21 protein-coding genes and 1 tRNA gene are annotated in these 19043 nt (G+C 69.1%); 5 read left to right on the forward strand and 17 right to left on the reverse strand.

Features of this window, described 5'->3' with window-relative positions:
• The 11 genes from ftsZ to RX333_RS13835 form a co-directional block, all read right to left on the reverse strand.
• A partial coding sequence (ftsZ, locus tag RX333_RS13785; protein WP_316015533.1) for a cell division protein FtsZ occupies window positions 1-1100 on the reverse strand: 1100 nt, incomplete at its 3' end.
• Between the two features lie 226 nt (window positions 1101-1326).
• Window positions 1327-2667, reverse strand: coding sequence for a cell division protein FtsA (gene ftsA / locus RX333_RS13790; RefSeq protein WP_316015534.1), 1341 nt, complete (start codon window positions 2665-2667; stop codon window positions 1327-1329).
• Entirely contained in the window at window positions 2664-3530 is an 867-nt protein-coding gene (locus tag RX333_RS13795; protein ID WP_316015535.1) for a cell division protein FtsQ/DivIB, read from the reverse strand. The genes ftsA and RX333_RS13795 overlap by 4 nt, the downstream gene beginning before the upstream one ends.
• Window positions 3518-4447, reverse strand: a complete 930-nt coding sequence (locus tag RX333_RS13800) for a D-alanine--D-alanine ligase (RefSeq protein ID WP_316015536.1) — start codon at window positions 4445-4447, stop codon at window positions 3518-3520. Before RX333_RS13800 ends, RX333_RS13795 begins: the two co-directional genes overlap by 13 nt.
• A gap of 43 nt (window positions 4448-4490) precedes the next feature.
• Window positions 4491-5429 carry a UDP-N-acetylmuramate dehydrogenase gene (gene murB, locus RX333_RS13805; RefSeq protein ID WP_316015537.1) on the reverse strand — a complete coding sequence of 313 codons (939 nt, stop codon included), beginning with the start codon at window positions 5427-5429 and terminating at the stop codon, window positions 4491-4493.
• Window positions 5430-5561: 132 nt separating this feature from the next.
• Window positions 5562-6965, reverse strand: a complete 1404-nt coding sequence (gene murC / locus RX333_RS13810; protein WP_316015538.1) for a UDP-N-acetylmuramate--L-alanine ligase — start codon at window positions 6963-6965, stop codon at window positions 5562-5564.
• Complete coding sequence (murG, locus tag RX333_RS13815; RefSeq protein WP_316015539.1) at window positions 6962-8053, reverse strand: undecaprenyldiphospho-muramoylpentapeptide beta-N-acetylglucosaminyltransferase; 1092 nt, start codon at window positions 8051-8053, stop codon at window positions 6962-6964. The genes murC and murG overlap by 4 nt, the downstream gene beginning before the upstream one ends.
• Before the next feature lie 76 nt (window positions 8054-8129).
• Window positions 8130-9293: a putative peptidoglycan glycosyltransferase FtsW gene (locus RX333_RS13820; RefSeq protein ID WP_316015540.1), complete on the reverse strand. Its 1164-nt coding sequence runs from the start codon at window positions 9291-9293 to the stop codon at window positions 8130-8132.
• Window positions 9294-9395: 102 nt separating this feature from the next.
• On the reverse strand, window positions 9396-10064 hold the full coding sequence (locus tag RX333_RS13825) for an N-acetylmuramoyl-L-alanine amidase (RefSeq protein ID WP_316015541.1): 669 nt from the start codon (window positions 10062-10064) through the stop codon (window positions 9396-9398).
• A gap of 57 nt (window positions 10065-10121) precedes the next feature.
• The gene (locus tag RX333_RS13830) at window positions 10122-11045 is read right to left on the reverse strand and encodes an HNH endonuclease (protein WP_316015542.1); all 924 of its coding nucleotides are present in this window, start codon (window positions 11043-11045) and stop codon (window positions 10122-10124) included.
• Window positions 11046-11104: 59 nt separating this feature from the next.
• Window positions 11105-12535, reverse strand: coding sequence for a Glu/Leu/Phe/Val dehydrogenase (locus tag RX333_RS13835; RefSeq protein ID WP_316015543.1), 1431 nt, complete (start codon window positions 12533-12535; stop codon window positions 11105-11107).
• Between the two features lie 235 nt (window positions 12536-12770).
• Here RX333_RS13835 and RX333_RS13840 point away from each other — a divergent pair.
• From RX333_RS13840 to RX333_RS13855, 4 genes are all read left to right on the forward strand, one after another.
• Window positions 12771-12845, forward strand: a tRNA-Val gene (locus RX333_RS13840).
• Window positions 12846-12928: 83 nt separating this feature from the next.
• Complete coding sequence (gene ykgO / locus RX333_RS13845; RefSeq protein WP_024810264.1) at window positions 12929-13054, forward strand: type B 50S ribosomal protein L36; 126 nt, start codon at window positions 12929-12931, stop codon at window positions 13052-13054.
• Window positions 13055-13168: 114 nt separating this feature from the next.
• Entirely contained in the window at window positions 13169-13417 is a 249-nt protein-coding gene (locus RX333_RS13850; RefSeq protein WP_316015544.1) for a hypothetical protein, read from the forward strand.
• A 66-nt stretch (window positions 13418-13483) separates the two neighbouring features.
• The gene (locus tag RX333_RS13855; protein ID WP_316015545.1) at window positions 13484-13630 is read left to right on the forward strand and encodes a hypothetical protein; all 147 of its coding nucleotides are present in this window, start codon (window positions 13484-13486) and stop codon (window positions 13628-13630) included.
• 130 nt (window positions 13631-13760) lie between these two features.
• Here the strand turns inward: RX333_RS13855 and RX333_RS13860 are convergent, their stop codons facing one another.
• The 6 genes from RX333_RS13860 to RX333_RS13885 form a co-directional block, all read right to left on the reverse strand.
• Window positions 13761-14216, reverse strand: a complete 456-nt coding sequence (locus tag RX333_RS13860; RefSeq protein WP_316015546.1) for a GNAT family N-acetyltransferase — start codon at window positions 14214-14216, stop codon at window positions 13761-13763.
• A gap of 11 nt (window positions 14217-14227) precedes the next feature.
• A complete protein-coding gene (locus RX333_RS13865; protein ID WP_316015547.1) occupies window positions 14228-14485 on the reverse strand; it encodes a YjhX family toxin in 258 nt (85 codons plus the stop codon).
• 230 nt (window positions 14486-14715) lie between these two features.
• Window positions 14716-16320 (reverse strand): peptidoglycan-binding protein, encoded by a 1605-nt coding sequence (locus tag RX333_RS13870; RefSeq protein WP_316015548.1) that lies wholly within the window; start codon window positions 16318-16320, stop codon window positions 14716-14718.
• A gap of 55 nt (window positions 16321-16375) precedes the next feature.
• Complete coding sequence (locus RX333_RS13875; RefSeq protein ID WP_316015549.1) at window positions 16376-17209, reverse strand: lysophospholipid acyltransferase family protein; 834 nt, start codon at window positions 17207-17209, stop codon at window positions 16376-16378.
• 7 nt (window positions 17210-17216) lie between these two features.
• The gene (locus RX333_RS13880) at window positions 17217-17996 is read right to left on the reverse strand and encodes a GNAT family N-acetyltransferase (RefSeq protein ID WP_316015550.1); all 780 of its coding nucleotides are present in this window, start codon (window positions 17994-17996) and stop codon (window positions 17217-17219) included.
• Between the two features lie 148 nt (window positions 17997-18144).
• Window positions 18145-18321, reverse strand: a complete 177-nt coding sequence (locus RX333_RS13885; RefSeq protein WP_316015551.1) for a DUF3553 domain-containing protein — start codon at window positions 18319-18321, stop codon at window positions 18145-18147.
• Here RX333_RS13885 and RX333_RS13890 point away from each other — a divergent pair.
• Window positions 18320-18964: a histidine phosphotransferase family protein gene (locus RX333_RS13890; protein ID WP_316015552.1), complete on the forward strand. Its 645-nt coding sequence runs from the start codon at window positions 18320-18322 to the stop codon at window positions 18962-18964. The two genes, RX333_RS13885 and RX333_RS13890, sit on opposite strands and share 2 nt — an antisense overlap.
• The last annotated feature ends 79 nt before the right edge of the window (window positions 18965-19043 follow it).

Consider the following 19043-nt stretch of genomic DNA (forward strand, 5'->3'; position numbering starts at 1 on the left):
ACGGTCGTCGGGCGCTGCGACGCGGCCTCGGGCGCCGGTCGTGCCACCGCCGCGGGCTCCTCGATCACCTGTGCGACCTCCGGATCCGGCGCGGGCTCCGCCACCACGACCTTCGGCTCGGGCGCGACCTGGGCCGCGGCGTCGATGCCGGTTGCGACGACCGACACGCGCAGCACGCCGTCGAGCGACGGGTCCATCGTCGAGCCGACGATGATGTTCGCGTCCTCGTCCACTTCCTTGCGGATGCGGCCCGCCGCTTCGTCCAGTTCGAACAGCGTCATGTCCGTGCCGCCGGTCACGTTGATGAGCACGCCGCGCGCACCCTTCAGGCTGATCTCGTCGAGCAGCGGGTTCGCGATGGCGCGCTCGGCCGCTTCGACCGCGCGGTTCTCGCCTTCGGCCTCGCCGGTGCCCATCATCGCCTTGCCCATCTCGTCCATGACCGAGCGGACGTCCGCGAAGTCGAGGTTGATGAGGCCCGGACGCACCATCAGGTCGGTCACGCCCTTGACGCCCTGGTAGAGCACGTCGTCGGCCATCATGAACGCCTCGGTGAAGGTCGTCTTCTCGTTGGCCAGCCGGAACAGGTTCTGGTTGGGAATGATGATCAGCGTGTCGACATGCTTCTGCAGCTCGGCGATGCCGGCCTCGGCCTGCTTCATGCGCTTGGAGCCCTCGAAGGTGAAGGGCTTGGTCACGACGCCGACGGTCAGGATGCCCATCTCGCGCGCGGCCTGCGCGATGATCGGTGCGCCGCCCGTGCCGGTGCCGCCGCCCATGCCGGCGGTGATGAAGCACATGTGCGAGCCCGCGAGGTGATCGACGATCTCCTCGATGCTCTCCTCGGCCGCGGCGGCCCCCACGGTGGGTTTCGCGCCTGCGCCCAGGCCTTCCGTCACCTGCGCGCCCAGCTGGACCTGGCGCAGCGCCTTGGCCTGTTGCAAGGCTTGCGCGTCGGTGTTGGCGACCACGAATTCCGCGCCTTCCAGCGCCTTGTCGATCATGTTGTTGACCGCATTGCCGCCTGCGCCGCCGACCCCGAAGACGAGGATGCGCGGCTTCAGTTCGGTCTGCTCGGGCATCCGAAGATTCAGACTCATGGTGTGATCCGCCTGTGTTTGCTCTGCTCTACCTACGCGGCGTCCTCGTTTGGATCGGGACCCCTGCTGATTCGCAGGGTAGCGCAAAGGTATAAATCGGTCACGGAGAAATAGGTTAAGGCTGCCTTGTTTTGGGCGAAAACAAGGCAGGTTCGGCGGAAAATCGCGGTCTGCGATCCGTATGGAAAGCGTATGGCATGCGTATGGCAGATCGCCCGCGATTCAATCACCAGTTGTCGCGGAACCAGCGCATCGCCTTGCGGATGCGCTGACGGCCCGATCGGTCGGCGGGCATCTCGAAATCCCAGCATTCGTCCTGGGGCTTCGCGAGATGCAGCGCCAGCCCGACCGCGGCGGAGAACTGCGCGGCCGTCTGCGCCTGCGGCAGACCGGGGATGCGCATGGGACGGCCCAGCCGGACCTGACGGCCCAGGATGCGGGCCGCGACCTCCTCCAGCCCCGGAATGAGACTGCCGCCGCCCGTCAGCACGATGCGCCGTCCGGGCATGTGCTCGAAGCTGGCGGCGTCGAGCCGGTCGCGCGCCGATTCCAGGATCTCCTCGACCCGTGGGCGCATCACGCCGATGAGTTCGGCGCGGGAGATCATCTGCCGCCCCGGCGCGTCGTCATGCGCGTCGCGCGGCAGCTCGATCAGGTCGCGGTCGTCGCGGGAGGTGGCGACCAGTCCGCCTTGCAGCGTCTTGGTCCGCTCCGCCGTGTGGGTCGCGATCTCCAGCCCCGCGCAAATGTCACGCGTGACGTGATCGCCGCCCAGCGGCACCGCGTCGGCATAGATCATCTGCCGCTTCATGAAGATCGAGATGCCGGTCGAGCCGCCGCCGAGGTCGATGCAGGCGCCGCCCAGCTCCAGCTCGTCCTCGGTCATCGCGGCGAGCCCCGAGGCGTAGCTGGAATGGACCAGCCCCGACAGCTCCAGATCGCAGCGGCGCATCACCTGCACGAGGTTGAGGATGCTTTCCTGACTGACGGTCATCATGTGCATGTCGACGCTGAGCCGGGATCCGGTCAGCCCGCGCGGATCGGTCAGGCCGCTGCGCTGGTCGAGCATGAAGTTAACCGGCAGCGCGTGGATCACCTCGCGCGCCGCGCCGTAATCGGGCACGTCGCCCGCGGCGAGGGCCGCGCCGATATCGGCCTCGCTGACCTCGCCATGCTCGACCTCGGCCTCGCCCAGGATGCCGTAGGAGCGAGGCTGCCCGCCGGAATAGCAGGCGATGACGTGATCCACGCGGACCTCCGCCATCTTCTGCGCGCCCGCGATCACGGTGCGCACGCCGCGCTCGACCTCGTCCATAGAGGCGATCTCGCCCAGTTCGATCCCGCGCGAGCGGGTGGTGGCCGCGCCGATGACGCGCAGGCCCGCCTGCCCGTCGAGCCGCCCGACCCCGTCCGCGCGCGGTGCCCGCAGCAGCGCGGGATCGACCTGAAGGATCAGGCACGAAATCTTCGACGATCCCAGATCGACGATCGCGACCAGGCCCTTGCGCAGCGCGCTCTCGCGCCGGTCGCGCATGATGCGCTGGCTCTGGAACAGGCTCTGGCTCATGCGTCTTCCCCCGTCTGCATGGCGCGCACGCGCCGCATCTCGTACACCGCGTGGGTGCCCAGCCGCAGCGTCGGCCGCGCGCGGTTGCGCATGTCGAGCGTGACGATGTCGCGCTCCATCACTTCCTCGCTCAGATGCAGGGCGAGCACGTGCATCAGCGCATCCACCGCCCCGTCCTCGGGCAGCAGTATCCGCGCGCCGCGGTCGAGCACCACGTCCCAGCGCCGCTCGCCGATGCGCACCAGCCCGGTGATGCGGGGGGCGAGCGGGCCCGCCGCCTGCGCCAGCGACACCGCCTCGGCCACATGGGCATCCGCCCCGCGCCCGACGATCAGGGGCAGGTCCGGCAGGGTGTCGCGCGTCGGCACCGGGCCGATGTTCACGCCCTCCCCGTCCAGCGCGAACAGGCCCTCGTGGCTGCGCCAGACGGCGACGGCGGTGCGGGCGCGGACGCGGACATGCAGTTGGCGATCATCGCGGACCGACAGTTCCGCCCGCGCGATCGGGGCCAGCGCCTCGATGCGCGCACGGGCCGCCCGCAGATCGAGCCGCAAGGAGCTTTCGGGCAGGGTCAGGTCGAGCGCCGCCTCGATCCGGGCCGACAGCTCCGGCCCCGCGCCGTCGATGCGCAGGCCCTCGATTGCGAATTCGGGTCGCGCCTCGACCCCCGCGCGCAGATCGGTCCAGAGTCCCAATGCCCGCGCCTGGTTGGCCGGGTTCAGCGCGGCGAGCGCCAGCGCGCCGGTAACGAGGCCGAGCGGCAGCCAGCGCTTGACCAGCGCCTTGACCCGCGGGCTGAGCCACCACCGCGCGAGGCGGTAGCGCAGGCGGGAGGGGGCATAATCCCGCTTCACCGGTCGCATGAGGCGTCCGCCACCAGCATCCGGCAGAGTGCGGCGAAGGAGATCCCCTCCGCCTCCGCCTGCTCGGGGGTGAGGGAGGTCGGCGTCATGCCCGGCTGGGTATTGGTCTCCAACAGGATCAGCCCGTCGGGGCCGCGGCTCTCGTCCCAGCGCAGGTCGGTGCGCGACACGCCGCGGCAGCCCAGCACCTGATGCGCGCGCAGGGCGTAGTCGCGGCAGAGCGCGGTAATCTCCTCGGGCAGCTCGGCGGGCACGACATGGCGCGAGCCGCCATCACCGTATTTCGCCTCGTAATCGTACCAGCCGGTATTGCTGATGATGTCGGTAACTTGCAGCGCGCGCGGCGCGCCGTTCTCCTCGATGACGGAGACGGTCAGCTCACGCCCCGGCACGAAGGCCTCGGCCATCAGCATGTCGGGCATGTTCTCGTCGATCTGTGCGGGGCCGTTCGCGCCCTCCTGCACGATGTAGATGCCGACGGAGGAGCCTTCGTTATAGGGCTTGATGACGTAAGGGGGCGGCAGCGGGTGGTCGGCCATCGCCTCGGCCCTGGTCACGCGGCGGTCGTCGGCCACGGGCAGGCCCGCCGTGCGGTAGGCCGCCTTGGTCCTGAGCTTGTCCATCGCCAGCGAGGAGGCCAGCACGCCCGAATGGGTGTAGGGGATGCGCAGCCATTCCAGCAGGCCCTGGACGCAGCCATCCTCGCCCCAGCGGCCGTGCAGGCCGTTGAAGACGACGTCGGGTTTCGCCGCGCGCAATTGCTCGACCAGGTCGGGGCCCGCGTCGATCTCGATGACTTCGCTACCGTCTTCCCGCAATGCAGCCGCACATAGACGCCCCGAGACCAGCGAAACCTCACGCTCCGCCGAAGGGCCGCCCAGAAGGACTGCGATGCGGGTCTGTCCACTGCTCGACATGACCGCCTCTGGTGTTTTTCGCCCCGGTTCGTCCGGGGTCGCGTCATGCGCCGGAGTGTTCTCCTATCCGCATGATTTCCCACTGTAGCTCAATCCCCGAATGGGCCAAAACCCTTTTTCGCACTTCCTCGCCCAGACCTTCGAGATCGGCGGAGGTGGCGGTGCCGGTGTTGACCAGGAAATTGGGGTGCTTGGGCGACATGATCGCGCCGCCCTGCGTCAGGCCGCGGCAGCCCGCGTCGTCGATGACCTTCCACGCCTTGAGGTCGTGCACGTCGTCTGCCTGCCCGGTCGAGGAGAACCCCGCCGGGTTGCGGAAGGTCGAGCCGCAGGAGAGGTCGTCGACCGGCTGGCTCTCGGCCCGTTTGGCGAGTTGCTCCTCCATCTTCGCGGCGAGCGTGTCGGGATCGCCCTTCCCGCCCTCCATCAGCACCGAGAGGACCACCGCGCCGTCGGGCAGCGCGGAGGAGCGGTAGGCGAAGCCCAGCTCGTCCGCCGGAATCGTCACCACGTCGCCGCCGCGCAGCATGATCTCGGCCTCCACGACCACGTCGGCCATGTAGGTGCCGTAGCAGCCCGCGTTCATCTTCACCGCGCCGCCGATGGCGCCGGGAATGGTGCGCAGGAAGGTGAGGTCGACGCCTGCCTCCGCCGCGCGCCTGGCCACCTGCGCATCGAGCGCGGCGCAGCCCGCGCGCACGCTTGTGCCCTCGACCTCCACGCCGTTGAAGCCGCGACCCATGCGAATCACGACGCCGCGGATGCCGCCGTCGCGCACGATCATGTTAGAACAGACGCCGACCGGCAGGATCGGCACGTCCTCGGGGCAGCCCTTGAGGAAATCGGAGAGGTCGTCCGGGTCGGCGGGCATGTAGAGCACGTCCGCCGGGCCGCCGGTGCGCAGCCAGCTCATCGCGGACATGTCGCGGTCTTCCATGTAGCGGCCGCGGACCTCGGGGAGGCGGGAGAGGATATCAGACATCCTCGTGCGCCTCGCATTCCGCAAGGATCAGCCCGGCGGGCACCGCCGGGCAGCCCCCGACCGCCCCCCCGGGCGGGGGCTTCACCCCCACCCGCGGTCGGGGGCTGCCCTCAGCGATAAACTGCAACGCCATCACGTCAGGCTCCGCGGCAGCGCGTGGGCCCATTGCGTGATCGTGCCGGCACCGAGGAACACCACCATGTCGCCGGGCTCGGCCACCTCGCGCACGAAGGCGGGCAGGCCCTTCGGCGCATCGACCGCGCGCACGTCGCGGTGGCCATGCGCCTTGATCCCGTCCACCAGGTCCTGCTGCCCCGCGCCGGGGATCGGGTCCTCCCCGGCGGCATAGACCGAGGAGATGCCGACCACGTCCGCCTGGTTGAAGCAGGTGCAGAAATCCTCGAACAGGCTTTCCAGGCGGCTGTAGCGATGCGGCTGGTGCACCGCGATCACCTTGCCCTTCGTCGCGTTGCGGGCCGCGCGCAGCACCGCGGAAATCTCGACCGGGTGATGGCCGTAATCGTCGATGATGGTCACGCCGCCGACCTCGGCCACGTGGGTGAAGCGGCGGTTGACCCCGCCGAAGCCCGCGAGGCCCTTGATGATCGACTCGTCGGGGATCTTGAGGTCGAGCGCCACGGCCACCGCCGCCAGTGCGTTCTGCACGTTGTGCTCGCCCGGCATGGGCAGGCGCAGGCCCTCGATCCGCCGCTCCCCGTGGCGATGCCGCGCGATCACGTCGAAACAGGCGACGGGGCCGTCATAGTGCAGGTTCACCGCACAGATGTCGGCCTGCAGGCTGAACCCGTAGGTGATGACCCGCTTGTCGATCACCCGGCCCTTCAGCGACTGGCATTCGGGATGGTCGATGCAGATCACCGCGGCCCCGTAGAAGGGGATGTTGGACACGAAGCTGTCGAACGCATCGCGGATGGCGTCGAAGCTGCCGTAATGGTCCATGTGCTCGGGGTCGATATTGGTGATGATCCCGATGGTCGCGGGCAGCTTGAGGAAGGTGCCGTCGCTCTCGTCCGCCTCGACGACCATCCAGTCGCCCTCGCCCATGCGCGCATTCGAGCCATAGGCGTGGATCACCCCGCCATTGATGACCGTGGGATCCACCCCGCCCGCGTCGAGGATGGCCGCGACCAGCGAGGTGGTCGTGGTCTTTCCGTGCGTGCCCGCGACGGCGATGTTGGACTTGAGCCGCATCAGTTCGGCCAGCATCTCCGCCCGGCGCACGATGGGCAGGCCCCGCTTGCGCGCGCCGTCGAGCTCTGGATTGCCCTTCTTGATGGCGGTGGAGACGACGACGACCTCGGCATTCGTGAGGTTGTCCTCGGACTGGCCGACGAAGGTGCGCGCGCCCTTTTCACGCAGACGCTCCAGGATCGGGCCGTCCTTGAGATCGGAGCCCTGCACGTCGTAGCCGTGGTTCAGCATCACCTCGGCGATGCCGGACATGCCGATGCCGCCCAGACCGACGAAGTGGATCGAGCCGATATCCTGCGGCAGGCGGGTGGGGCGGTCGTTCATTCTGTCTCTCCATCGGCGATGCGCTCGACCAGATCGGCGAGGCGCGTCACGGCATCGGGTTTGGCATGGGTGCGCGCGGCCTCGGCCATCGCCGTGGCGCGCGCGGGATCGGTGAGGATGGCGGCGATTTCGGTGCGCAGGCTCTCGGACGTCAGATCGCCTTCGGGGCAGAGCACGGCGGCCCCCGCCTCGACCAGCCCGCGGGCATTGGCGGTCTGGTGGTCGTCGGTGGCCGAGGGCAGCGGGATCAGGATCGACGGGCGGCCCACCACGCCGATATCGGCGACCGAGGAGGCCCCCGCCCGGCTGATGACGAGTTGCGCCACCGACAGCCGCGCGGGCACGTCGTCGAAGAAGGGGCGCACGGTGGCGGAGATGCCCGCCTCGGCATAGGTCTCGCGCACCCGCGCCAGATCCTCCTCCCGCGCCTGGTGGGAGACGTTGAGCCGCTCGCGCACGGTGTGCGGCAGGCCGGCCAGCGCCTCGGGCGCGAGGCGCGACAGGGCCGCGGCCCCTTGCGAGCCGCCGATGACCAGCACCGAGAGCGGACCGTCGTCGGGCGCCTCGTAGGACGCCTCCGCCGCGGTCAGCACAGCGTCGCGCACGGGATTTCCGACATGCTCGGCCTGCGCGCCCTTCGGCAGTTCGGTCGGCCAGACGGCGCAGGCGACACGCGCCACGCGCGGGGCGAAGAGGCGGTTGACCCGGCCCAGCACGCCGTTCTGCTCGTGGATCAGGGCGGGAATGCCCATCAGCTTGGCCGCGCTCATCGCGGGCACGGCCGGGTAGCCGCCGAAGCCCGCCACCGCCGCGGGTCGTTCCGCGCGCATGGCGGCCATAGCCTCGCGCACGCCACGCGCGATGGCGAAGGGGGCGCCGAGCTTGCCCGCGATGCCGCCGCGTGCGGGCGTCGCCGCGCGCACCACCTCGCGTTTCACCGCGGGCGGGAAGTTGTCGGCATAGCGCGCCCCGCGCGCGTCCGTGCTCAGGCTCACCGTCCAGCCGCGGCGCAGCATCTCCTCCGCCAGGGCCTGTGCGGGAAACATGTGGCCACCGGTCCCCCCGGCGGCGATCACCAGTTTGCGCATGTTCTCTCGTATCTAGTCGGTCGTCCCCGTCGCGGGCGGCACCGCCCCCGCGATCTTTCAGCGCAAGATGGGCGTCTTACCCGTGAAGTCCAACCGCATCGCCCAGATCGTCCTGCGGGCGGCGACAGGTCAGCGCCAGCAGCATCCCCAGCGCGATCCCGGCAGCGACGACCGAGCTGCCGCCATAGCTGACGAAGGGCAGCGTCATCCCCTTGGCGGGCAGCAGGCGCACCGCCACGCCCATGTTGATGATCGCCTGCATCCCGAACAGCGCGGCAAGCCCCGTGCCCGCCAGCCGGATGAAGGGATCGCGCTCCCGGCTGACGCGGATCAGGGCGCGCAGGGTGATGAACAGGAACAGCCCGATGATGACCCAGACCAGCAGCAGGCCGTATTCCTCGGCCGCCACCGCGATGATGAAGTCGGTATGCGCATCCGGCAGCCGCCACTTCACCTGCCCCTCGCCGATGCCGACGCCGAGGAACCCGCCCTCGCGGATCGCGGCGGTGGCGTAGCCGATCTGCGTCGTGGGATCGATATTCGGGTTGAGATAGCCGTCGATGCGCCGGGCGAAATGCTCGGAGTTCTCGTAGGCGAAGGTGCCCGCGGCGACCACCGCGCCCGCCAGTCCCAGAAGCAGCGGCATCGGCGCGCCGGCCACGAAATACATCAGCCCCCAGGCGGCGAGGATGAGGCTCGCCTGTCCGAAATCGGGTTGCAGGGCAAGGCACCCGGCCACCGTCACCGCCACCCCGAAGGAGAGCAGCCGCCCCGGAGGCCCCCCGCGCACCATCGCCCCCGCCATCAGCCAGGCGCAGGTCACGACGAAGACCGGCTTGAGGAATTCCGACGGCTGCACGCTGGCGAAGCCCAGCGAATACCAGCGCGTCGCGCCCTTGCCGAAATCGGTGCCGAGCACCGGAAGCAGCAGGATCGCCACGAACGCCCCGGCGAAGCCGATCACCGCCCAGCGGCGCAGGTCGCGCGGGCTCATCATCGACGCGACCAGCATGGCCACCAGCCCGACCGAGCCGAAGAAGGCCTGCCGCGAGACGTAGTGGAACGGGTCGAGCCCGTTGCGCGCGGCCAGCGGCGGAGAGGCGGCGAGGCCCAAGAGCAGCCCCAGCAGGAACAGAATGAACACCGCCGACAGGCTCCAGCGATCCACCGTCCGCCACCAGCGGGAGAGAATCGGCTCCTCCAGGGGCACGTCCTGCGCCCCGAACACCATGTCGGTCATCTGCCTGCCTCGAACTCTGCCCGTGCCGCGCGCGCGCCGATCTTTCGCCGGTCGTCCTGGGGCACGGGTGGAACGATAGCGCGGACCGGGGCCTCGCGCCAGTCAGGACGATTCGGGCAGCACCTCGATGTCCTGTCGCTGCAACACCCGGCCCCGCGCCCAGGGGCGGAAGCGCAGGCGCACGGCGTCGAGGATGTCCGCATCGTCCTCGTCGCCATCCGCCGTCCAGCCTGCCGCGCGGGCGCGGGCGAGGAAGCTCTCCATGTCCACCCGGTCGGCCGTGCCCTGCCCCGCTTGCCCCGCGCGACCCGCGCGCGCCAGCCGCGCCCAGTCGAAGCGGGGGCCGGGGTCTTCCTTGCGGCCCGGCGACAGGTCCGAATGGCCGATCACATCCTCCGCCGCGATGTTCCAGCGCCCCCGGATCGCGTCGATCAGCCGTTCCAGCGCCTGCATCTGCGCCTGCGGAAAGGGCCGGTCGCCCAGATTGGCAAGCTCGATCCCGATGGAGACGGCGTTCACGTCCTCCCAGTCGCGCCAGCGCCCGATCCCCGCGTGCCAGGCCCGCCGCTCCTCGTCGACCATCGCGTAGGCTTTCCCCCGCTCGCAGATCAGCCAATGGGCGGAGACCTTGAACTCCTCCGCGCACAGCCGCTCCATCGCCGCCTCGGCACTGTCCATCGCCGTGTAGTGGATGACGATCACCCGCGGCACGGCCCCGTCGGGCCGGTCGTTGTGGTTGGGCGAGCGGTAGGTGAGATCGGCATCGGTCATGGCGCGCACCATGATGCGCCCGATGCGGAAGGACAAGGCACGGATGATCCGTCTTGCCTATTGCCAGAGAGGACCGTTATCGGCGGGCGCGGAGCCGAACACGTTCTCGCGGTGCCAGCGCAGATTTTCGGGATGCGGCGCGTCACGCGGGTCGGCGGGGCGGATCAGCTTGACGTCCGGCGGCAGCAAGCGGTCGGACACGTCGCGCGGCACCTTGTTGCGGGAGACGAGGATGGTCTCGCAATCCTCCGCGACCGAGATCAGGCCGCGATCGAACATCCAGTGCAGCGTGCCCGACAGCGCCAGCCCGTTGCGCACGGAATCGCTGCCCTCATGCTCGACCGGCCGGATATGCGCGGCCTGCACCTCGGGCCGCCCGCCGCCATTGCGCAGCATCAGCCCGGACATGGCGCAGCGATAGCCGTAGGCCTCGCGCACCTTTCGCCGAAAGGCGACATCGCGGTAGGGCCTGCGGGTCAGCCGTTCGAGGACCGGGCGCTCGAACGGCTCGGCCCCTTCGGCGAGACCGGGCGGGTGCGGGTCGTAGCGCGTCGCCTCGATCCGCTCCAGATCCTGCGGGAGGCCCCGATTGACGATGCGGGCGAAGTCGGCGTCGGGCAACCGGCGCACCGCGCTTTGCGCAAGTCCGCCCCTTTTCGGATTGCCGTCGGGTTCGCTCAGGGCCGTCTCCATCGGGCGGCCATCGACGAGACGCGGCACCTCCCGGTCGAACTGGAGGAAGGAGCCGGGAGCGATCAGGGCGAGGAAGCGCCCCTCCACACCCGGCTTCGGGATCACCTTGTCGATCCGTGCGACGGCGAAATAGCCGCGAGGCCCCGCCTTGACCGGCTCGTAATAGACGATCCAGTCGCCGACGGCCTCCTGCATCGCCTTCAGATATGCACGCGGGAAATCGTAGCAGACATCCGGCACATCCTCGTAGATCGAGTCGGCCTTGTGCAGGAGGACGAGTTTCACCATGCGCCCAGGAAAGCCCCTGCGCGCGGACGCGCAAGGGAAATCATGCCGGCCTGCAGTTCCTAGAGCCCCATCGAGACGTAGCTCGACGCGACGCGGCCGATGCTGACGAGGTAGGCCGCGGTGCGCAGGTCGGTCACGTCCTGGCGTTCGTGCCAGATGGCCTGCATCGACTGGTAGGCGGAGCGCATCGTGTCGTCGAGGCCGGAGCGGACCAGTTCCAGCTCCCCCGCCCCTTCGAGATACTCCTTCTTGAACTTCTCGGACAGCACGAGGTTGTTGCCCGCCGCGGTCTGCAGGCTTTCCAGCTCCTCGACCAGAAGCGCGTGCCGCGCCTCCTCGCGCCGCCGCTCCATCCGGCCGAAGCGGATGTGGCTGAGGTTCTTGACCCACTCGAAATAGGAGACGGTCACGCCGCCCGCGTTGGCGTACATGTCGGGGATGATGACGCAGCCGCGTTCGCGCAGGATCTCGTCCGCCCCGGCGGTCACGGGACCGTTCGCCGCCTCGATGATCAGCTTTGCCTTCACGTCGCGCGCGTTGGAGAGGTTGATGACCCCTTCCAGCGCCGCGGGCACCAGGATGTCGCAATCGAGCTCGAGCCCCTTCGCACCGTTCTCCTCGAAGGTGGAGCCGGGGAAGCCCTTGACCCCGCCGGTCTTGAGGATGTGGGCGCGCACGTCCTCCACGTTCAGGCCCGCCTCGTCCATGATGGCGCCGTCGCGCTCCATGATGCAGGTGACCAGGCACCCGTCCTGCTCGGACAGGAACTTCGCGGCGTGGTAGCCCACGTTGCCGAGGCCCTGCACCACCACGCGCTTGCCGTCGAGCTTGCCTTCCATCCCGGCCTTCGCGACGTCGGTGGGGTGGCGGAAGAATTCGCGCAGCGCGTATTGCACGCCCCGGCCCGTCGCCTCGACCCGGCCCTCGATGCCGCCCGCGTTCAGCGGCTTGCCGGTCACGCAGGCGCGCGCGTTGATGTCGGTCGTGTGCATCCGGCGGTACTGGTCGGCGATCCAGGCCATCTCGCGCGCGCCGGTGCCCATGTCGGGGGCGGGCACGTTCTGCGAGGGGTGGATCAGGTCGCGCTTGATCAGCTCGTAGGCGAAGCGGCGGGTGATCCGCTCCAGCTCGTCCTCCTCCCAGTCGCGCGGGTCGATGGCGAGCCCGCCCTTGGAGCCGCCGAAGGGCGTCTCGACCAGCGCGCACTTGTAAGTCATCAGCGCGGCGAGCGCCTCGACCTCGTCCTGGTGCACGTTGCTCGCATAGCGGATGCCGCCCTTCACCGGCTCCATGTGCTCGGAATGCACGGCGCGGTAGCCGGTGAAGGTCTGGATGTCGCCGCGCAATCTGACGCCGAAACGCACCGTGTAGGTCGCGTTGCACACGCGGATCTTCTCCACGAGGCCGGGCGGCAGGTCCATCAGCGCGACCGCGCGGTTGAACATCATGTCTACCGACTGGCGAAAGCTCGGCTCGGTCTTGTCCAGCATGGGCACCTTTCCTCCTGTCCGGTCTTGGGGCCGGGGTGTCGTGACCCAGCGTAATCCGAATCGTCGCCGGGGCCAGTGCGAGCGTCGTGATATCTGGTATCAAGCGCGCGAAAGCCGGGCGTTCAGTTCCGCCCGACACACGGTCCGAAGATCGCAAAAAGGGCTGTTGACGCCCCCCGCGGGACATGGCAATTACCGCCTCACTTCCGAAGGGGCCACGCTCCGACGGACGGATGGGCGTATAGCTCAGCGGGAGAGCACTTCGTTGACATCGAAGGGGTCACTGGTTCAATCCCAGTTACGCCCACCATCCAATTCCCGCCCCCGCCGACGCGCGACGGGGGCAATGCAACCAAAGGCGCTCGCCGCGCCGCTGAGACAGGAGAGTCAGAGATGAAGGTCAAGAACTCGCTTCGCTCCCTCAAGCAGCGCCACCGCGATTGCCGCGTCGTGCGCCGCAAGGGCCGGGTCTACGTGATCAACAAGACCCAGCCTCGCTTCAAGGCCCGCCAGGGCTGAGATCGGGCAAGACTCGAGATTTCGCGAAAGCCGTCCCGGATCGGGGCGGCTTTTGCAGTTTTGCACAGGGTCCGCGCACGGACTCGATGGATGATCTGCAAGGGGACCGCCGCGATGACCGATATCCGATATGTCGCCGCCGCGCCTGCGCATCTCGACGGCATGTGCGCGATGCTGCAACGCCTGCGCGACGACGGAGTGCGGACCCGTCCCGCCGATCCGGCTTTCGTGAACGACAACTATATCGCGAATCCCGATCGCATCGCCTGCACCGTGGCGCTCGACGGCGCGGGGCAGGTCCTCGGCTTCCAGTCGCTGAGCCGCGCGCGGGCGGGCAATCCGTGGGACACGCCGGTCGGCTGAGGGATCATCGGCACGCATGTCCATCCCGATGCAGGCCGACGCGGGCTGGGTCGCGGCCTGTTCGACGTGACGCGCGGGGCGGCGGTCGGCCTGCCCTTCATCGAAGCGTTCATCGGGCGGACGAACGCGCAGGGCCTGGGCTATTACAGTGCCATGGGGTTCGAGACCTATCGCGAGACGGACGCGGCCATCGTCAAGCGCTTCGCCCCCTGACATAAGGTGCCGGATCGGCGCGCGGGCGGTGCTTTGAGCGTGACGCGATCGCGCGAGGTCCGCGTCGGCGCCGGGGTCTGGAAAAGGCCGCGCCCGACGACGCGGCCTCCCCCGGTTCAGCAGGACGGCATCAGGCGGTCAGCGCCTTGCGGAACGTGACCTTGTCGTCGCCAGGCGCCCAGAAGTCGCGCAGGCGTGCCTCCGCCTCGTAGCCGACGCGGGCGTAGAAGGCGCGCGTCGCCGCGAAACCCTCCGTGCCGGACGTATCGACGATCATCAGCCGCGCGCCGTCCGCGCGCAGCCTGCCCTCCGCGGCCGTGACCAGTGCACGGCCGAGCCCCCGCCCCTGCATATCGGGACGGATGGCCAGGGCCCGCATGTTCCACGTGCCCTCGGTCAGTGGCTCGGGCACGCAGAAGACGAGCCCGACTGCCGCCCCGTCGCGGTGCAGGCTCAGCCACAGGGCCTCCCCCGCCTCCGCCAGCAGTCCCGGCAGCAACGCCGCCGGGAACAGGTCGGTTTCGGTGACCACGCGGGCCAGATCGGGGATGTCCGCCTCGGCGGTCGGATGAATTGCGAAGGTCATGTCTACCCTCCTCATCGGTTGTCGGGTTGCGCGTGCACGGCCGCGAGCCCGGCCCGCGTCACGCGGTAGGGCCGCCCACCGACGGAGCGGATGAAGCGCCGCTTCAACAGCCGGTCGAAGACCCGCATGTCGCAATCGCTGAGAAGGTGCCCCTCGCGGGTCATGCAGCGGATGTCGCGGATCTTGCCGCTCGGCAGCCGGTCGAAGCGGATGGCCCCGCCCTGCGCGAGCACATGCAGCACGCGCTGTTCGTGTTTCGAGATATTCAATGGAGTGTCTTTCGGACGTCATGTCAGCACGACGGGCTTCCGGCATCGCGCGCGGAAGTCCGATCGGTGGGGAGGTCCTTCAGATGGACCTAGCGGCGGACCGCAATCGTAGACATGAACACTCCATCGCCCCTGTCAGGTTCGGGGCGTGGGACCTTGCATAGCACGCAAGACACGCATGAAAAAGGCCGCTTCGAAAAGCGGCCTTCCTCGAACATTCGTCACTCGGCTCAGTTGCCCTGCAGCGTGATCAGCTGGCGCACCGTCGCCGGGTTCATGTAGCCCGTCGCGGGCAGGCCGTAATCGCGCTGGAACGCGGCCAAGGCTTCTCGGGTCTGCGCGTCGAAGCTGCCCGAGACGTTGCCAACCTGGTAGCCCAGCGCCTGCAGCCGGATCTGCGCGAGCGCGCGGTTGATCGAGTTGAGGCCCAGCGCGTTCTCCTCGGCCTGCGCCTGTGCGGTGGCATCCTGATTGCCGCCGGCGTTGCCGTTGTTGCCGTTGTTATTGTTGTTGTTGTTCTGGTTCGCCTGCTGTTGCGCGGCGCGCAGGTCGTTGATGCGCGCGCGGGCCGTGTTGGCGAAGTCGCTGTTGGGATAATCCTCGATGAAATCTTCGTAGTCGTCGATCGTGTTCGCGTTCAACGTCTCGTTCCACTCGCGCTCGATCTCCTGCGCGCGGGCATTGCCCAGCTGGTTCAGCTGCTGGCGCGCCTGCTCGGCGAAGGCACCGTTCGGATAGCGTTCGAGGTAGCGGCGCAGGCCGGCCTCGTTGCCGCTGGAGCCCGTCGCCTCCCAGAACGCACGGTCTTCGCGCTGGGCGGTGGCCTGTTGGCGCTGCTGCTCGGCCTGTTGTTCGGCGCGGCGGTTGTCGGCCTGCACGGCGAGCAGGTCGATCTGGCCGCGGGTCAGGAAGCCGTTGGAGGTGAAGTTCTGCTGCGTCTGCCACCCGGCGATGGCCGAGCGGGAGCCGGAGCCGAAGATCCCGTCCACGCCGCGCGTGTTGTAGCCCAGGATCGTCAGGTCCTCCTGGATCTCCGTGCGCTGGGCGCGGGTCAGGTTCAGCGCGTCCTCCGTCTCCTCCGCCGTGTTGCGCGGCTCGGGCTGCTGCGGGGTCTGGGGGACCGGCGTCTCGACCACCTGCGGCAGCGGCTCGGGATCGGGCTGCGAGCTCTGACGCTCGTCCACCAGCACGGCCCCGCGCGGGCCGAAGCCGGAACGCTGGACGCCATCGGGCAGGTCGCGCACCAGATCGCGCAGGGTCATACCCGGCGACAGCGCCTCGTCGCGCACCAGATCGGCGATCACATCGATCTCGCCGCTGAGGAAGATCGTGTCGCGCGGCGTGTAGATGCTGCCCACGCCGCCCTCGAAATCATCGGCCTCGAAGCCCGCATCGGCATCGGTGCCCACAAAAACCGCGCCATGCTCCTGCGCGTCCGCCGCGAAGGAGAGGAACAGGTCCAGCGTCGGCGCGCTGAGCGCGGTGCGCACGATCGTGTCGTCGCGCGCGTCGACCGGCAGGAACCAGGTCTCGTTATCGGTGGTGACCGTCACGCCGTTGAGGTGGACGACCACGCGGTCGGCGCCCTCGGCCCGGTCGAGATAGTCGCGCAGCAGGTTGAACATGTCCGAGCGCGACAGGTTCTCGCCCTCGACCACCTCGTACCCGGCGGAGGTATAGGCGCTGACCAGGCTGTCATGCTCGTCATCGGGCAGCGTGTCGGCGTTCTCGTAGTCGGAATTGCCGATCACCAGCGCGACGTTCTGCGCGGCAGCGGGTCCGGCCAGCGCGGCGAAGGCCGTGCCGGTCAGCAAGGCGGCAAGGGTGCGGTTCATGTCTGCGTCTCCTCGGTCCGTTTAACGGGTATCAAGGGAAAGACGCGGGATCGGGTCAGGGAGTTCCCTCGACCGCGACCACGGGTCCGTGAGCGGCCCAGCCTTCGCGCACGTGCTGCTCGCTGGTCCGGGCGAGCATCTTGCGCCCCCCGGCGGTCGCGGGGTCGAGCACCGGGCCGAAATCGAGATGCACGACCCCGCCCCAGGACCATTGCAGCATCTGCCAAGCATGGCCGCCGAGGCTCATGTCGCCCCACCAGCCGTAGAAGTCGGGCGGCATCCCTTCGGGCGCGACGTAGCGCGCCGCGACAGGCTGCACCGGCGCGTCGGCGCCCATCGCGTCGAACACGGCAAAGAGCGAGGACTTGAACGGCAGCACGCGTTGCCCGTCGGTACTGGTCCCCTCGGGAAAGAACAGGAGCTGCTGGCCGCGCGCCAGACGCTCCGACATCTCGACGGTCTGGGCAGCGGCGGCGGCGGCGCGGCGTTCCACGAACATTGCGTCCATCATCCGCGCGCACCAACCCACGCCGGCCCAGCCCGCGACCTCGGACTTCGCGACGAAGGCCACCCGCCCGATCGAGCAGAACAGCATGATGTCGAGCCAGCTCGAATGGTTCGCGACCAGCGCGACGCCGCGCGCGGGAGCCCCGTGCACCACGCGCCGAAGCCCCATCAGCCGCAGCGAGACCCGCGCCCAGGTCCGCATGACCGCGTAGCGCGGACGCCAGCGGCCGGTCAGCGGCTCGGCCCATTTCAGCGGCAGGTAGATCGCGATCATCAGCGCCAGCCATGCGAAGACGACCGCACCGCGTGCGCCCGCCACGATCTTGCGCAGCGGACCCGCCTGCGGCAGCACGGGCGGCGGCGGTCCTTGCCAGGTGCTCATGCCGCGCTCATGCCGAGACGTTGCGCGAGTACATGTCGCGGTAGCGCGCCGTCATGCGCGCCGTGTCCATCAGCAGGCAGACGTCGACCGTGTTGAAATCCCGGTCGACATAGGCCCCGTCGCCCACCACGCCGCCCAGCCGCAGATAGGCCTTGATCAGCGGCGGCATCATCCGCATCGCCTCGCGCCGGTCGATCGCCTCGGGCGGCAGGATGTCCATGTCGACATGATGCCGGTCGAGCGTGCGCACCCTGAGCTCGGGCGGCGCGAGATGGGCGTGATGCAGGTGCGACAGCGGCTGCGCCAGCGCCGCGACATCCGTGCCGGGAAAGCTCGCCACGCCGAACATGATCCCGATGCCGTTGCGGATCACGTAGGCGCCCAGCCCCTGCCACAACAGGTGCATCGCCGCCCCGCCGCGATGGGCGGGATGCACGCAGGAGCGGCCCAATTCGACCACTTCGCGATCCAGCCGCAGCAGCGGGTCGAGGTCGTATTCGTGCTGGCCGTAGAAGCCCGGACCCGCCTGCGCCACTGCCCCGCGCAGCAGGCGGTAGACACCCACCACGTGCAGGTCGCCGTCGCGGGGCGCGGCGTGGTCGATCAGCAGCAGATGGTCGAAATGCGCGTCGAAGGCGTCCTTCTCCAGCCGGGCCTCGTGATCGGCCTCGGCGGCCTCGGCCCCGCGCTCCTCCACGAAGACGATGTAGCGCAGGCGCTGGGCGGCGCGGATCTCGTCCGCGTCGCGCGCGAGGCGCACCTCGTATCGCTGGGTTTCGACCTGCATCCGCGTCCTCCGGGAGGTGCACCGGCCCGCTTCGCGCGGCCCGGACCGCGCGCAACCTACGCATCGCGCGGATCGGAGGCAACGGCTTGCCGGATCGGGCCTGCACGTAAGAGTTCGTTAACCTTTACAGGGCAGGGTTAACGAGAGCTTACTTTTCCTGGTGGATCTGGCGCAGTATGATCCTGTCGCCATCGATGAGGACCTTGCCGCGGTTCTCGAAATTCACCGTGATCCGTCGGCCGATGACCGACTGCACCTGGCCCACGCCCCAGTCCGGCTCGTCCGGATGTCGCACCAGGGCCCCCGGTTCGAGGAATTCGTTCATGTCGCTTCTCTCCCTGCATGATCGGCCCGCCCCCGCGACCCAGCTGGACGAGGACGACCTGATCGGCCTCGTCACCTCGCGGATCTGTCACGACCTGATCAGCCCCATCGGCGCGATCGACAACGGGATCGAACTGATGGGCGCGATGGCCGGGCCGCCTCAGGGGGCCGAGATGGGCCTGATCGGGGAGAGTGCAAGGGCCGCGGGCCTGAAACTGAAGCTGCTGCGCCTCGCCTTCGGCACCGCCAATTCCGAGGCCCGCAAGGGCGGGGCGGAGCTGTCCGCCCTGTTCGAATCCGCATTCGATCGACCGCGCCTGAGCTTCGCCGTCCAGATCGAGCCTGCATCCATATGCGCCGCGCGCGCCAAGCTCGCGACCCTCGCGCTGCTCTGCGCGGACGGGGCCATGCCCTTCGGCGGCACGCTGACCCTGACGCTGGGCGCGCGCGAGGTGCGGCTCGACATGCGGGCCGAGCGGCTGCGCTGGCAGGAGGCGCTGTGGGACGGGCTGCTGGGCAATGCGGGGTTCGACACCGTCCGCGCGGGCGAGGTCCATTTTCCCATCGCCCGCCTGCATGCCGAGCGGATGGGCCGCGAATTCACGTTGGAACGGGACGAGGGCGGCGCGATCCTGACCGTTTGAACCTTTCGGCCCCGCCCTGCGTTGATGCGACACCTACGGTTCCTGCCCGAGACGGCGCGATCCGAAGGGACAGCGGACG

It is taken from the genome of Roseobacter sp. HKCCA0434 (genome assembly GCF_032464675.1).
In the GTDB taxonomy this organism is placed as follows: Bacteria; Pseudomonadota; Alphaproteobacteria; order Rhodobacterales; family Rhodobacteraceae; genus Pontivivens.